The sequence below is a fragment of the Flavobacterium anhuiense genome, assembly GCF_001705175.1.
GTDB lineage: Bacteria > Bacteroidota > Bacteroidia > Flavobacteriales > Flavobacteriaceae > Flavobacterium > Flavobacterium anhuiense.
Map to the genome: position 1 here is coordinate 2,171,353 of NZ_CP016907.1, position 15,348 is coordinate 2,186,700.

A 15,348-nucleotide genomic window follows, 5' to 3' on the forward strand; every position below is an offset into this window, starting at 1 on the left:
TAATTAAGTGATAAATAAAAGTGGCTCAATACGTTATACTGCATCTTTTTTTAACAAGTGTTTATCGGACAATTACCAATATTAAAATATCTTTGACGCTTCCAAAAACATGACAATAAAAAAATATGATTGATTTACAAACACTAGTAGAAGAGACTGGTGCAGAATCTGGACTAAGTTTTAATATTGATGGAATTTTAAATGAGTCTGTTAATTTAGAATACGACGGTAACGTTGCTGCAATGATCGGAATGATTTTAAAGATGTGTCTTGAAATGTCGGAAGACGTTAACAATGGAGATCTTAAACAGGTTATGATCAAGAATAACGACGGAATTGTTGTAGCAAGCAAAAATCAGGATGATAATTGTATTGCATTGCTTTCTAAAGATTTAAGTAAAATGGGACTATTGCTAAGAAGAATGGATTCTATTTTTAACAACTAATTTAAAACCAAATATTTTAATAAACATGTCAGATTTTTTACAAAACTTTCAAAACGATTTAAAAGAAAATATTAACGGATTTATAGCTGTTTCGGTTACAGAAGTAGAAACAGGTATGTCTTATTGTTCGTTAACAGTAAAACCAGATTTCGATCCAGAATTAGCTTCGGCTTATAACTTAGAAGTTGTAAAAGCTAAATTAAATGCACTTAAAGCTTTAGGATTAAGTCAAAAAATTAATGATATTTTAATTACCCTTACAGATCAGATTCATATTATTGATGTTTCTGAGGATGGAAGATATTTTATCTATTTAGCAGTAGATTCTACTAAAGCAAATCTTGGTTTAACAAGAGCGACTTTATCTAAATACAAAAAAGATATTACTTCAAAGTTATAAAGATATTTTGCCCCCAAGAATGAGAAAAAGGCTGTTTCAACCCTCGGTTAGAAATGGCCTTTTTCGACTCTAATGCTTAGTCTTCTATTCAAAGAAATGTGACAAAGCAATTTTCAGCTCTTCTTTGTTTTCTATTTGACTCATGTGTCCATCTTCAAAAGAGACTAATTCTGCAGTTGTATCTTCAATTTGAGAAAGATTCTCTTCGTAATTTAAAACAGGATCTTTTTTTCCTAAAATCAATAAAACTGGGAAACGATTCTCTTTTAAAATCCATTCTCTGTCTTTTCTGATTTTCATACCTTCCTGAGAAGCTATAATTCCTTGTAAAGGTGTTTTTAAAGCTTCTGTTTTTACTTTTTCAATTTCTTCGGCCAATCGTGTTCTGTTATTTTCGCTAAATAAATTTGCAATTGCTAAGCTTACAAAACTTGCATAATTTTGTTTTACGGCTTTTATTGCTCGAGTTCTATTTAGTTTTCTCTCTTCGCTGTCTTCTTTAGAAGTTGAATTTAATAAAACCAATTTCTGGATTTTATCTGGATACAATTCTGCAAAAGCCAAAGCAACATAACCGCCCATTGAATGTCCAACAATTATAGCTGTTTCGATTTTTATGTTTTTTAAAACTTCATTTACCACATTGGCATTATCTTCCATTTCGTGAACATAACCTAGAGGTTCAGATTCGCCATGACCTAATAAATCGATTGTTATGACACGATATTTTTCTGAGAAAAAATCAACATATTCTTTCCACATTTTTTTGTTCTCCAAAAAGCCGTGCAGTAAAACAATTGCATTTCCTTTTCCTGAATCTGAGTAGGAAATCGTAGTATTTTTATATAAAAGCGTTTTCAAAATGAAGTTTTTTTATTGTGAAGCACAAAGTTAAGAAAGCCAAAACAAAATACCGAAATGTCTTGATTTAATTGGGAAATCTTTAAACCAGCAATAAATTTATTTATGATAAAATATTGTTTGTTAACTAATAAAAAAATGGCTTCCATTTCTGAAAGCCATCTAATTAAAATCGGTTATCACCATCCAAAAGATTTCCAAGTCCGCCAAGAAGACTTCCTTCATCACGACTGTTTCCGCCTGATCTAGGAGCCGAAGCAATAATTCGGTCAGCCAATCTTGAGAAAGGCAACGACTGAATGTAAACTGTTCCTGGACCTTTTAAAGTAGCATAGAATAATCCTTCGCCACCAAAAATAGAATTCTTGATTCCGCCAATAAACTCAATATCATAATCTACATCTTTGGTAAAACCAATAATGCATCCTGTATCTACTTTTAGAACTTCGCCGTGAGCCAGTTCTTTTTTGGCCATTGTTCCTCCAGAATGAACAAATGCCATACCGTCGCCTTCTATTTTTTGCATGATAAAACCTTCACCGCCAAATAAGCCGCGTCCTAGTTTTTGCGAAAATTCTATTCCGACAGAAACACCTTTGGCAGCGCATAAAAAAGAGCTTTTTTGGCAAATAAATTTACCTTGAAATTGGGTTAAATCAATTGGAAGAATTTTTCCAGGATATGGAGATGCAAATGATACTTTACTTTTAGTATGGCCTTGATTTAAAAATGCTGTCATAAACAAACTTTCGCCAGTAAGAACTCTTTTGCCAGCACTTAAAAGTTTGCCAAACAAACCTGAACCTTGCTGTTGGGAGCCGTCTCCAAATATAGTTTCCATTTGGATATTGTTTTCCATCATCATAAAGCTGCCGGCTTCGGCAATTACAATTTCCTGCGGATCTAATTCTATTTCCACATATTGCATTTCTTCTCCAAAAATCTGATAATCTATTTCGTGTGCTTGCATAATTTCTAAGTGATTTGTTTTTGAAATTAGTCGAATGATGCTCTAGAATGTTACATTTTTTAATGTAGTAAGGTGGTTTTTAAAAACATAAATTAATTTTGTTATTTTAAATTAGTCTTAATTATGTGTTTAATTGCTTGAAATTCTATATTTTTGCATCGTTATTATATTTATCAGAATGGCATTAGTTAGTGATTTGACCACCAAAGTATTATTTGAAACCGAAAAAGGATATAGTTATCAATGTGATTTGACCAATAGTATAATTATCAATTTTATTGATACCGTGTCAAGTTATAAAATCCATGATTTTTTGATTTTTCAAAGAAAGGTCAATAGTGTTGACATTCTTAATATGCTTTATGACTTATCTGATCAGTCGGATGCTCAGCTAATTGAAACTACCAAAAGAAACTTTTCCAGAAATCTTACCATTTGCGAAATAGTGCAGTTAAGAGATTTGTTAAACGGAACTAAATTTACTCTCACATTACATTCTATGCTTTGTAGCGTAGCAAATGTTGAACTTATTTAGATTCTTACTTAGATTAAATCCAAATTTTCAAGCAGTTACAATTGCCTCCTTTAATTTTTGTAAATTTACACGTATAAAAATTTAAGGTTATGAAAGATTTACTAAGAACACGTACTTCATTAGTTGAAGGTGTAGAAAATATATTGAATTTACAGGCAAAAATAGAAAGTGACGCTTCTAACAAATATCTAGCTATGGCTGCATGGTTGGATAGAAATGGTTTTGCCAATACAGCATCGTATTTGTACAAACAAGCCGAAGAAGAAAGAGAACACTTTCTGAAAATTTTCAAATATATTACAGATATGGGAGGGATTGCCATTACGCCATCTGTTCCAGAAGTGCAGCAGGAATTTGCTTCTTTTAGAGAAGTATTTGAAATTGCTTTGCAAAACGAAATCGCAGTTACTCAGGCAATCAATAAAGTGATAGCAAAATGTAGAGCTGAAAACGATTATGCTACAGAAGATTTTATGATGTGGTATGTAGCTGAGCAAAGAGAAGAAGAGAAAAACGCAAGAAGAGCTTTAGAGCTTTTTGATCTAATTAATGGAAATGAAGCTGACGGAAAATTCCAATTGGATCTTCAGATTTCAAAAATCGGATAATAAACGTTTATAAAATTAGAAAGCCCTTATAATAAATTTATTAAGGGCTTTTTTTATTTATGAATTCATCAGGCTTTCAATCTCGTCAACTTCAATAGGAATATTTCTCATTAAGTTGAATGGTTCTCCTTTTTCCTGAACGACAACGTTATCTTCTAAACGGATTCCGAATTTTTCTGCTGGAATGTAAATTCCTGGTTCAACCGTGAAAACCATATTCGCTTTCATTGGTTCGTGAAGCAATCCGTAATCGTGCGTGTCAAGTCCCAAATGGTGAGAAGTTCCGTGCATGAAATATTTTTTGTAAGCTGGCCATTCTGGATTTTCGTTCTGAACATCGGCTTTGTCAATTAAGCCTAAACCAAGTAATTCAGAAGTCATAATTTTACCTACTTCAACATGATATTGTTTCCAAAGCGTTCCTGGAGTAAGCATTTTTGTAGCTTCGTTTTTTACTCTCAAAACAGCATTATAAACCGCTTTCTGACGATCTGTAAAACGACCAGAAACTGGAATCGTTCTCGTCATGTCGCTTGAATAATTGGCATATTCTGCAGCAACGTCCAACAAAATCAAATCTCCGTCTTTACATTGCTGGTTGTTTTCAATATAGTGTAAAACATTTGCATTGTTTCCAGAAGCGATAATTGGGGTGTAAGCAAAACCTTTAGAACGGTTACGAATGAATTCGTGAGCCAATTCAGCTTCGATTTCATATTCGGTAACATTTGGTTTTACGAACCCTAATAATCTGCGGAAACCTTTTTCTGTGATATCACAAGCGTGCTGGATCAAATCGATTTCTTCGCTTTCTTTCACAGAACGCAATCTTTGTAAAATTGGGTTGCTTTTTGCAACATTGTGCGCTGGATAACGCTCTTTCCACCATTTTACAAAACGAGCTTCGCGAGTTTCAGTTTCAACTGTAGCGCGGTAATGTTCGTTGGTGTTGATGTACATCGTTTCGGCATACGTCATCATTTCGTTCAAAATTTTATGAAAATCCTGCAACCAGTAAACCGTTCTAATTCCAGAAACCTGAAAAGCACGTTCTTTAGTCAGTTTTTCACCTTCCCAAACTGCAATATGCTCGTTAGTTTCTCTCAAGAAAAGCATTTCTCTTTGGTGCTCGTAAGGCGCATCCGGAAACAAAAGCAAAACGCTTTCTTCCTGATCTACACCACTCAGGTAAAAAATATCTCTGTGCTGTGCAAACGGCAAAGTACTGTCGGCACTAACTGGGTAAATGTCATTTGAGTTGAATACTGCTACAGAGTTAGGTTTCATTTCAGCCATGAACTTTCTGCGGTTTTTTACAAAAAGAGCGCTGTTTATTTGATGATATTTCATAATTATTTCGTTTTTGAACTTCGAATTTCAAAATTAATGATTTTACAGGAATGGCGTATGGTTGATTTTATTAAAGTTTTCTTATTTATTGATTTTGCCACAAAGGCGCTAAGGCACGAAGTTTTTTTAACCGCAAAGGGCGCAATCCCGATAGCTATCGGGATAAGCAAAGTGCGCAGGAGATGTTTGCTCGCAAAGACGCGAAGTCGCAAAGTTTTTTGTTGCAAAGTACACAAAGTATAAGTTTTGTTTTGTCTTCCTAAGCGGAGTCGAAGAACCGCAAGTAGCTCTACAAAGATTGATAAACACAAAGTTTGTCATTCTGAGGAACGAAGAATCACACTAGAAACTTGGCAATCAAAATCACTAATCTTTGTAGAGTTACGCGTGTGATTCTTCGTTCCTCAGAATGACAAAACTGTGAGCATAAAAAAACCGAAGCTTTGAAATTTCAAAACTTCGGTTTTTTCTTTTATAAAAATAAATTTCTATTTCTTATCAAGCAACTTTTCCAAAAGAGCAACTTTCTCTTTTTCAGCTTCAACCAATCTTTCATAAAGTTTTTCATTCTTTTCAATAACTTCCAAAAGTTTATCAAGCGGATTAAATGTACAATTATTATGATTTATTGATGAAGACCCATTGTCATAACTATTCCCCATAATATTAAAAACTGCTTCTTCAGAAAAGTTCCTAATTACATCAGCTGGAACACCTAAAACTTCAGCAATTTTTTTTAGTTTTTCTTCATCAACGTTTTCAGTTCCTTCAATAATAGAGATGGTCTGCTGACTAACGCCAAGTGCAATAGCAAGCGCTTCCTGCTTCATATCTCTCAGTTCTCTAATTCGGCTAATGTTTCTGCCGATATGTTTTGGTTTTATTGCTGTGCTCATGATTCAAAGATATTTAAAATTCTTTTACATTTTTGGATTATGCAGAAAACAAGTTTGCAGTTGCAAGTTCTTTTTTGTGGAGTAAAAATACAATTTTTCTGACTATCGAATTGGTTTTGAATTTAGAATTGTGTAATCTTGATAAAGTAATTTTTTTATAGAAAATACCATGACCAACAAAGAAAAAATAATCCAAAATTATATTGAAGGCTATAATCAATTTGATATTGATAAAATGGTGGCCGATTTTGACGAATCTATTGTTTTTGAAAATATTCAGAATGGTGAAACAAATTTGACTTTGAATGGAATACAAGAATTTAAAACTCAGGCCGAACAAGCCAAAGATTATTTTTCAGCAAGAAAGCAAACTATTACATCATTCATACAAGATGAAATTACAGCAATCGTTGAAATAGATTATTACGCCGTTCTTGCAATAGATTTCCCAAACGGATTAAATGCGGGGCAGGAATTGAGAATGAAAGGGAAGTCGATTTTTCAGTTTTTAGATGATAAGATTATTAAACTGACTGATATGAGTTAAGGTTATGAGTTTGAAAGCAAATATTAGAAAAGTAGAAAATCAAGATTTGGATTTTGTCTATAAAGCCATTTGCGAACTTGAAAATGAGGTTTTAGATTTTGAAGTTTTTAAAATGATATTCAATGAAAATATTTCAAACTCCAAAAATCTTTATCTCATCGCCGAAAACGAAATAGAAGGTTTAGGGTTTATTAGTTTTCATACTCAAAATCTCCTCCATCATTGTGGATTGGTCGGTGAAATTCAGGAGTTTTTCATTCACAAAAAATATCGTGGTCAAGGCGTTGGAAGATTATTTATAAATGAGATTTTAAGTTTTGCCGAGAAAAATGCTTTGAAAAGTATCGAAGTAACCACAAATAAAAAACGAGTAGAAAACGTGGCCATTTATGAGAATTTGGGTTTTACTTTGAGTCATAATAAGTTTACGATTTATTAGTGATAGAAAAACGTAAAATTTGTTATCCCTAAGAATGATAAATTCAGTTATTAATTCCACAAACAAATCAAAAATCATTTTTGGTAATATTTTTCTAGTTAATTTTTTTTTTTGATAGTTTTGAGTAAATTCCCGCATTAAAAGTTTAATATGGATCGTAAAACCAGATTTTTTAGAAACGCCGTAATACTACAATTTATTCCCCTTCTTTTACTTGGTCTTTTGATTGTTTCCAATTTCAGAGAGCAAAAAACGCTTAGAATTAGACAGCTTCATCCATACGAGTTTAATTATGGATATGCGGTTCCGCTGCTAATTTTTGGTATCGGTTTAGTTTTTGCACTTTTTAGTTTGTTTTCTAAACAAGAAGATATTCTGCAGAATAGTGAAGCAGAGATTTTGAAAATAAAGCGAAAACAGAATTTTTGGAAGTTTGCATTTTATAGTAATGTTTTTTTTATTTGTGCAATTGCTGTTTTTTCTGCAGTAATTTCTAATGAAGATTCGATTATTATAGATCAGCCGGTACACTTTTACGGTTCGATAGTTTTAAGAGCTTTGCTTGTTATTGTGATAAGTTTGATAACTGCTTCGTTTTTTTTAACAGCCGGAATCAATTGGAAAACTAATAAAACACTTAGTGCTGTCATTTTAATTTTTGGTTTTTTAATCTTGGGTGGTTCCATTGCAGGTGATATTATTTTTATGGAGAAATTTCAGGAAGCATCTGAAAGTTATAAAATGGCTAAAAACGAAAAAAGAATACCGGCAGGAGAAGAACAACTTGGAGATTATGATGATAGTTACGAAGAAAGTGAAGAAGGCAGAGAAAATCATGAAGAAAGCAAAGAACTTGAGGAGCCAATAGAAATAGATAAAACTAGACTTGAAGATTCATGGAACGCAATAGCAGAAAACTTATTTGGAGGCAAGACAGGTTGGGGCGATGAATTTTCAAGCGTAAGGAGTTTCGTGTCTAATGAAATGGATCCAGATACAGATCTGCCCGATACTTATTTTTATCTGCTCAATTATATCGAAAATTTAAAAGATCGTCCTAAAGAACTTTATTCAGTATTTGAAAATTATAAATCAATTTTTTATGATGTCCTTTCTGAGGAAACTTACCACGGCAAACATTTGGATGAAATTGTAGATGGATTATTAATGGCGTATGATGATGTAGGTACAGATACTGAAAAGCTGAATGAAATTTATAGAGTTATGGAAATCGATCCAGCAGATTCTAGTGAAACAAACATTGGAGGATACTTGCCTGGGTTAAAGAAATATTGTTCATCTTATGCACTTAGAGAACTTAAGCGAAATAAAATTTATTGTTCTAACAGTTCTGATATTGTTTGGTTTTATAGTTTTTGGGCAAGAAGAAATAAAGATGGAAGCGTAAAAGAAGCTGCGCAAATATTAAAGGAAATTAAAGCGTATTACAAATAAATGTCATAAGAGGAAATGATAAAATCTTATAAAATAATTTTAATAGTTCAGTTTTTCGTATTAATTGCAGTTGCTTTTTTATTCTATACTATTCAGGATCGAATTGATTTTGAGGTAATTTCAAAAATTGCTTTACTGCTCATTGGTTTTTCTCTTTTTTTCGTGTTGGGAATTTCAATAATAATTCAACGATTAATAGTGGCAGTTATTAATTCCGATTCTGATGATAACGCTCACAACGACGAAGATAAATTCTGGCGTAATTCTTTTTTGGTAAATGTAGTTTTCAGTTCAATTGTACTTCTTTGTTCTCTTGTTAGCGTAGTTTTGAGTTTAGAAATCGGTATAAAAGGCTATGGAGATTTTGGAATACGTTTTTCTGTTTTTTTAGGAATTGTATTTGTTGCAAGTCTCTTTGTTGCTGTTTTTCTTAAAATAAAAGATTCTGTAAACGAGGTGAGTCCAATCCTTTCCGTTTTAATGATTTTTCTTTCGGCGCTTGTTTTTGGAGGTTCATTATTTATCGGATTCGATAATTTATTAACACTTAAGTATTCTAAAAATGAAGTTGTAGAAAATTTAGAAACAATTCCTGAAGTAGATGAGACGACTGTAATGAGGACTGATGCTGCCTATGCTGTTATAGATAGTTTTGCAATAGATAGTTTGACTATTCGTCAAGAACTTAATGAAGTCAGAGATTATGAAGATGATTATTATGGAATTAAAGATTTTAGTTATCCTGAAATAGAGAAGGAAGTTTATTCTAAAGGGATACTTGAGAATTACAATTGGCATGAAACACAAGATTTTCTTAGGGGTTTCTTATCGGATTTTTTGAAGCTGAAAAAAGACCAGTCTTTTATGGAAATTAGAAGATCAATTCAAATGGGACTTAATTCAAATAATTCTTATGGAATTCTTGATATAATTAAAATGGTTCGGCATAATTCAAAAGATCTTGAAGACACATTTCAAAATTACCGTCCTTTAATTTATGCCTTTATATCCAATAAAGTTTATTACGACTCCAATTTAAATTTATTAGTAGATGCTCTTATTAAAAGTTGCTATGATATTGATCAATTAGATCCAGATATGAATGCTCTAGAGAATATTTACGATAGTATGGTTCCTTCTGGGAAACATCCTATGGTTTACTATAGAAAGATTCAGCCGTATGTTTCACCAGCAGTTTTACAGCTAATTAAGGAAAATGCTGATAGAAATGGAGAAAGCTTGTATAGTACTCAATTAACTACAGTATGGATTTATGGTTTTTGGGCAAGAAGAAAGAAGGAAAGGAATATGTGGGCTACATATAGAATCTTGCTTGAAATAAAAGAGCATTACGACGTAAAAGAAAACGATTAAACAAAAAACCGAAGCAAATAGCTTCGGTTTTTATTGGAATTTAGTCCTGATAGCTATCGGGATCAAAAATTGATAATTAATTTTTTAATCGACCCATTTATAATATCTCGCCCCAATCAAAACAGGAATTTCTTTTTCGATTCGGTCTAAAACCCATTCGTTTTTTGGAGTTCTAACACTTTGTTTTTGTTCTTTTTTATGAAGACTTTCGTAGGTATTGAAATCAATTTCTACGCTTTCGGCTAAATTTTCGAAAAGTTTCACATTCTCCAAAGCCGATTTCCATTCTGGCTGAATAGTCCCTTCAAAAACTTTCGATTTCGATCCGCTTCCGTAAGCTAAGAAACCGAATTTAGTTCCTGCAACTTCTTTATTTATATCGTAAAAATGGGCCAAAGTAGACAGTAATCCCATGAAAATAGAACCAGTGTAAAGATTTCCAATTAAAGAAGAAGCCAATTCAGCAGGTTGTAATTTCTCTGTTACAAAACTTTTATAATCTTCAGATTTTGCCACTTCTTTAATTTTTGTCTGATAATCTGCAGGTGCGATATCATCAGCAATAATTTTTTCGGCACTGTCTAAAGTATAAATTTCAGAAAGCATTCGTCGCCCTTGGAAAGAATACGGTAAATGCATCACAATACTATGCCAAGTATTGTATAAAGTTTCGGTTGCATTTTTTAATTTTTTGAATGAAAAGTAAGCATTTCGCGTACGATCCATATAACATTGGTTCGAATATTGTCCGTCAAAAACCGGCTGATCTTTATGGATTTCAATTTCAGCTTCTAAATTGTCAAACCAAGAATCGTTATTGGTGTTTTTTGTAATTTCTTCTTTAGAAATGGTTCTGTATGGTTTAAAGAAATCGAAAACACCTTTTGTACTTGTTGCCCAATTGTCGTCAAAAGCAATGATTTTTGGGTTTGCAGTAATTAACATGGCAACAGCTCCAGCACCTTGAGTATATTCTCCGCCAGAATTTAAATCGTATTTTGCAAAATCAGAAGTGACTACAATTGCTTTTTTATTTGGATTTAATTTAACGAAATCTAGACAGTTCTGCATCGCGTCAACACCGCCGATACAAGCGAAAGTGAAGTCAACTACATCGCATTCTGCTAATGAATCTTCTCCAAATTTCTGCTCCATTAAACTAATTAAATAAGAAGCAATTGGTTTAGAACTGTCAACACCGCTTTCGGTACCAACATAGATTCGGCTTATTTCGTTTAGATTGATTTTATTATCAATGATAAGTTTGGTTAACGCATTAGCTCCAAAAACAACCGCGTCCTGATGAACGTCTGGAAAAGTCATTTTTAGTAATCCAAGACCTTTTTCTAATTTTTCTGGTTCAATATTTCTGGCAATTGCCAAAGTTTTTATGGGTAAATGTATGTTTGCTACATCAAACGAAATAGCATCAATTCCTGTTTTCATTATTAATTTTTTGAGGCGCTAAAGGTAAAACTATGTTGCGGAATGACAATTTTTTACTTAGACAAAATTTCAGACAAAGAACACTTTTAAAGAAAATAAATCAAAACTTTGAATAAAATAACAATATGATAATTTTTGGTAATCTACTTAGTCTGTAAATTTTTCTCCTAAGGCTTAAAAAGCAATGTTTTGAAGTTTTCTATAGTGAATTATTTTTTAGCAGCTTTGGTTTTGTACGTAAAAGTACGTAGAATTGAGCTATTTTAAAATCATTATAAATAACAGCGAAATGGTTGTAGTTCTTTTGTAATTGAATTATTTTTGTCTAATTTTTTAAAACAAACTACTTAACACTTATGGCACAATCTGCACTATTGAATGCTTCCATTTTAAAGAAAGTAGCTATGGCTCTTTCGGGAATATTCTTAATCACGTTTTTAGCGCTGCATGTTTCCTTAAATTTTATCTCTATTATTAGTGAAGACGTTTTTAACGAAGCTTCTCACTTTATGGGATACAATCCGCTGATTCAGTATGTAATGCAGCCAATTTTGGCATTTGGGGTAATTTTCCACTTTGTAATGGGATTTATTCTTACGGCTCAAAACAGCGCGGCACGACCAATCGCATACGCTAAATACAACGGAGCTGCAAACGCTTCTTGGAGTTCTAGAAATATGATTATTTCTGGATTGGTTATTTTAGCTTTCTTAGGATTGCACTTTTATGATTTCTGGTTTCCTGAAGTTACCTACAAATATATTGCAGGTACAGCGCCAGATGCTACAAGGTATTATGGTGAGTTAGTTCACAAATTTCATGACCCAATCCGTACGGCATTGTACTGTGTGTCATTTATCCTTTTAGGATTCCACTTATGGCACGGGTTTGCATCTTCTCTTCAATCAGTGGGGATGTACAACAAATACTCTAGATTTTTAGCGAAAGTAGGTTACTGGTTTGCAGTTGTAGTTCCAGCACTTTTCGTAATTATCGCTTTATTTCATCATTTCAATAATTAATATAAAATTATAATGGCATTAGATTCAAAAATTCCAAATGGTCCTATAGCGGACAAATGGACAAATTATAAAGATCATATTAATTTAGTAAACCCTGCCAACAAACGTAATCTTGATATTATCGTAGTAGGTACAGGTTTGGCTGGAGGTTCGGCTGCGGCTACTCTAGCAGAGTTAGGATATAACGTAAAAGCATTCTGCTTCCAAGATTCTCCACGTCGTGCGCACTCTATTGCTGCACAAGGAGGTATCAACGCAGCAAAAAACTATAAAGGTGACGGTGACTCAGTTTACAGATTGTTCTATGATACTGTAAAGGGAGGTGACTACCGTGCACGTGAAGCAAACGTTTATCGTTTAGCTGAAGTTTCTGCTAATATTATCGATCAATGTGTGGCTCAAGGAGTTCCGTTGGCTCGTGAATATGGCGGACTTTTAGATAACCGTTCTTTTGGAGGAACTTTGGTTTCTCGTACATTTTATGCACAAGGACAAACTGGACAACAATTATTGTTAGGAGCTTATTCTGCAATGAACCGTCAGATTGGTCGTGGAAAAATTAAAATGTACAACCGTCACGAAATGCTTGATTTGGTTGTTGTTGACGGAAAAGCGAGAGGTATTATTGCTCGTAACTTAATCACTGGAGAAATAGAAAGACATTCTGCTCACGCGGTAGTAATTGGTTCAGGAGGATACGGAAACGTATTTTTCCTTTCTACAAATGCTATGGGAAGTAACGCAACAGCAGCTTGGAAAATTCATAAAAAAGGAGCGTTTTTCGCAAATCCTTGTTACACGCAAATTCACCCAACATGTATTCCGGTTTCAGGAGATCATCAGTCTAAATTGACTTTGATGTCTGAATCTTTACGTAATGATGGTCGTATTTGGGTGCCTAAAAAATTGGAAGATGCTCAGGCTATCCGTGAAGGTAGAAAAAAAGCAAATGATTTATCTGAAGACGAAAGAGATTACTTCTTAGAAAGAAGATATCCAGCTTTCGGTAACTTAGTGCCTCGTGACGTTGCGTCTCGTGCAGCTAAAGAAAGATGTGATGCTGGGTTTGGAGTTAACAAAACTGGAGAAGCAGTTTACTTAGATTTCGCAGCAGCTATCAAACGTTACGGAACTGAAGAAGCTTACGTAAAAGGTTTAGATGCTAATGATGCTGCGTTGGTTACTAAATTAGGAACTGCAATCGTAAAAAGTAAATACGGAAACTTATTCCAAATGTACTTGAAAATTGTTGATGAAGATCCTTATGTAACGCCAATGATGATCTACCCAGCGGTTCACTACACAATGGGTGGAACTTGGGTTGATTATAACTTAATGACTACAATTCCTGGATGTTTCTCAATTGGAGAATCTAACTTCTCTGACCACGGAGCAAATAGACTTGGAGCTTCTGCTTTAATGCAAGGTTTAGCTGATGGATATTTCGTATTGCCATATACTATCGGAGATTATTTAGCTCCAGATATTAAAATGGGACCAATTTCTACAGACCTGCCAGAATTCGTTGAAGCTGAAAAAGCAGTTGTAGATCAAATCAATAAATTCATCAACAATAACGGTAAACATTCTGTAGATTATTTCCACAAAAAATTAGGAAAAATTATGTGGAATAAAGTAGGTATGGCTCGTAATGCTAAAGGTTTAACTGAGGCAATCGAAGAAATTGCTGCTTTACGTGAAGAGTTTTATAGAGATGTAAAAGTTCCAGGTGGCGCTTATGAATTCAATCAGGAATTAGAAAAAGCGACTCGTGTTGCCGATTTCTTAGAATTAGGAGAATTGTTCGCGAAAGATGCTTTACACCGTAACGAATCTTGTGGAGGTCACTTCCGTGAGGAGTATCAGACAGAAGAAGGGGAAGCACTTCGTGACGACGAAAACTTTGCATACGTTGCAGCTTGGGAATACAAAGGAAAACCAAGTGATGCAGTGTTACACAAAGAACCTCTTAATTACGAAAACATTAAATTAGTTCAAAGAAGTTATAAATAAGAATTTGGTCGAAAGCCCAAAGTCTTAAAGTCAAAAGGCAAAATGTGCCAAGCGACTTTCGACTTTCGACTTATGACTTTCAAACGAAAAAGGTATGAAACTTACATTAAAAATATGGCGTCAAAAAAACGCTCAAGATAAAGGAGGGATTGTAGAATATCCTATCGATGGAATCGAACCAGACATGTCTTTCCTTGAAATGTTAGACGTTCTTAACGAAGGTTTAATCAATAAAGGAGAAGAGCCTGTAGCATTTGACCACGATTGCCGCGAGGGAATCTGCGGAATGTGTTCTTTATTCATCAACGGTGAAGCACACGGACCAGATAGAGGTGTTACAACTTGCCAGTTGCACATGCGTATGTTTAAAGATGGTGATACGATTTTTATCGAGCCATTTAGAGCAAAAGCTTTCCCAGTAATTAAAGATTTAGTGGTTGATAGAAGTTCTTTTGACAGAATTCAGCACGCTGGAGGATTTATTTCAGTAAACACTTCAGGAAATACAATTGATGCGAATACTATTCCAGTTCCAAAAGCAGATGCAGATAAATCATTTGATGCTGCGGCTTGTATTGGTTGTGGAGCTTGTGTTGCAACTTGTAAAAACTCTTCAGCAATGTTATTCGTTTCTGCAAAAGTTTCTCAATATGCATTATTGCCACAAGGTAAAGTTGAAGCAACAGACCGTGTGTTAAACATGGTTCACCAAATGGATTTAGAAGGTTTCGGTAACTGTACGAATACAGGAGCTTGTGAAATCGAATGTCCAAAAGGAATTTCACTTGAAAATATCGCACGTATGAACCGTGAGTATTTAGCAGCAAGCTTGAAAGGTTAATTAAACCGATTACTATATTAAAAACGCTTCCGATATCGGAAGCGTTTTTTTGTTTGTTTGAGTTATGAAGAGCTATTTTGCTGTTTTATCATTAATTCTCTCTCTAAGCCATCAAAAATGAGCTTGTGAAGTACTTTTTTCGAAT

At 33.7% G+C, this 15,348-nt stretch carries 16 protein-coding genes; 11 read left to right on the forward strand and 5 right to left on the reverse strand.

What is annotated here, in order from left to right; genetic code table 11:
• Window positions 1–125: 125 nt before the first annotated feature.
• Together BB050_RS09205 and BB050_RS09210 are read left to right on the forward strand one after the other, a co-directional pair.
• On the forward strand, window positions 126–446 hold the full coding sequence (locus BB050_RS09205; RefSeq protein ID WP_008465282.1) for a roadblock/LC7 domain-containing protein: 321 nt from the start codon (window positions 126–128) through the stop codon (window positions 444–446).
• Window positions 447–471: 25 nt separating this feature from the next.
• The gene (locus tag BB050_RS09210) at window positions 472–846 is read left to right on the forward strand and encodes a hypothetical protein (protein ID WP_066033372.1); all 375 of its coding nucleotides are present in this window, start codon (window positions 472–474) and stop codon (window positions 844–846) included.
• A gap of 84 nt (window positions 847–930) precedes the next feature.
• On the opposite strand, the gene BB050_RS09215 is transcribed toward BB050_RS09210, so the two are convergent.
• Together BB050_RS09215 and BB050_RS09220 are read right to left on the reverse strand one after the other, a co-directional pair.
• On the reverse strand, window positions 931–1,707 hold the full coding sequence (locus BB050_RS09215) for an alpha/beta fold hydrolase (protein WP_066033373.1): 777 nt from the start codon (window positions 1,705–1,707) through the stop codon (window positions 931–933).
• A 166-nt stretch (window positions 1,708–1,873) separates the two neighbouring features.
• Window positions 1,874–2,677, reverse strand: coding sequence for a TIGR00266 family protein (locus BB050_RS09220; protein ID WP_066033374.1), 804 nt, complete (start codon window positions 2,675–2,677; stop codon window positions 1,874–1,876).
• A 178-nt stretch (window positions 2,678–2,855) separates the two neighbouring features.
• On the opposite strand from BB050_RS09220, the gene BB050_RS09225 reads away from it, so the two are divergent.
• Both BB050_RS09225 and BB050_RS09230 read left to right on the forward strand, forming a co-directional pair.
• Window positions 2,856–3,212, forward strand: a complete 357-nt coding sequence (locus tag BB050_RS09225; RefSeq protein WP_008465274.1) for a hypothetical protein — start codon at window positions 2,856–2,858, stop codon at window positions 3,210–3,212.
• 89 nt (window positions 3,213–3,301) lie between these two features.
• Window positions 3,302–3,820, forward strand: coding sequence for a ferritin (locus BB050_RS09230; RefSeq protein ID WP_008465272.1), 519 nt, complete (start codon window positions 3,302–3,304; stop codon window positions 3,818–3,820).
• Between the two features lie 57 nt (window positions 3,821–3,877).
• On the opposite strand, the gene BB050_RS09235 is transcribed toward BB050_RS09230, so the two are convergent.
• Both BB050_RS09235 and BB050_RS09245 read right to left on the reverse strand, forming a co-directional pair.
• The gene (locus tag BB050_RS09235) at window positions 3,878–5,170 is read right to left on the reverse strand and encodes an aminopeptidase P family protein (RefSeq protein WP_066033375.1); all 1,293 of its coding nucleotides are present in this window, start codon (window positions 5,168–5,170) and stop codon (window positions 3,878–3,880) included.
• 488 nt (window positions 5,171–5,658) lie between these two features.
• Window positions 5,659–6,066 carry a helix-turn-helix domain-containing protein gene (locus tag BB050_RS09245; protein WP_066033377.1) on the reverse strand — a complete coding sequence of 136 codons (408 nt, stop codon included), beginning with the start codon at window positions 6,064–6,066 and terminating at the stop codon, window positions 5,659–5,661.
• A 169-nt stretch (window positions 6,067–6,235) separates the two neighbouring features.
• On the opposite strand from BB050_RS09245, the gene BB050_RS09250 reads away from it, so the two are divergent.
• The 4 genes from BB050_RS09250 (at window position 6,236) to BB050_RS09265 (ending at window position 9,881) form a co-directional block, all read left to right on the forward strand.
• Entirely contained in the window at window positions 6,236–6,613 is a 378-nt protein-coding gene (locus tag BB050_RS09250) for a nuclear transport factor 2 family protein (protein WP_066033378.1), read from the forward strand.
• A gap of 4 nt (window positions 6,614–6,617) precedes the next feature.
• Window positions 6,618–7,052, forward strand: coding sequence for a GNAT family N-acetyltransferase (locus BB050_RS09255; protein WP_066033379.1), 435 nt, complete (start codon window positions 6,618–6,620; stop codon window positions 7,050–7,052).
• A 150-nt stretch (window positions 7,053–7,202) separates the two neighbouring features.
• On the forward strand, window positions 7,203–8,507 hold the full coding sequence (locus tag BB050_RS09260) for a hypothetical protein (protein WP_066033380.1): 1,305 nt from the start codon (window positions 7,203–7,205) through the stop codon (window positions 8,505–8,507).
• A gap of 15 nt (window positions 8,508–8,522) precedes the next feature.
• Window positions 8,523–9,881: a hypothetical protein gene (locus tag BB050_RS09265; protein ID WP_066033381.1), complete on the forward strand. Its 1,359-nt coding sequence runs from the start codon at window positions 8,523–8,525 to the stop codon at window positions 9,879–9,881.
• Window positions 9,882–9,965: 84 nt separating this feature from the next.
• Here BB050_RS09265 and BB050_RS09270 read toward each other — a convergent pair whose 3' ends face one another.
• Complete coding sequence (locus BB050_RS09270) at window positions 9,966–11,327, reverse strand: hydroxymethylglutaryl-CoA synthase family protein (RefSeq protein WP_066033382.1); 1,362 nt, start codon at window positions 11,325–11,327, stop codon at window positions 9,966–9,968.
• Window positions 11,328–11,683: 356 nt separating this feature from the next.
• Between BB050_RS09270 and BB050_RS09275 the strand changes: the two genes are divergently transcribed.
• The 3 genes from BB050_RS09275 (at window position 11,684) to BB050_RS09285 (ending at window position 15,203) form a co-directional block, all read left to right on the forward strand.
• Entirely contained in the window at window positions 11,684–12,349 is a 666-nt protein-coding gene (locus tag BB050_RS09275; RefSeq protein ID WP_008465261.1) for a succinate dehydrogenase cytochrome b subunit, read from the forward strand.
• 12 nt (window positions 12,350–12,361) lie between these two features.
• Window positions 12,362–14,362, forward strand: coding sequence for a fumarate reductase/succinate dehydrogenase flavoprotein subunit (locus tag BB050_RS09280; protein WP_008465260.1), 2,001 nt, complete (start codon window positions 12,362–12,364; stop codon window positions 14,360–14,362).
• 94 nt (window positions 14,363–14,456) lie between these two features.
• Window positions 14,457–15,203: a succinate dehydrogenase/fumarate reductase iron-sulfur subunit gene (locus BB050_RS09285; RefSeq protein WP_008465258.1), complete on the forward strand. Its 747-nt coding sequence runs from the start codon at window positions 14,457–14,459 to the stop codon at window positions 15,201–15,203.
• Window positions 15,204–15,348: the final 145 nt, after the last annotated feature.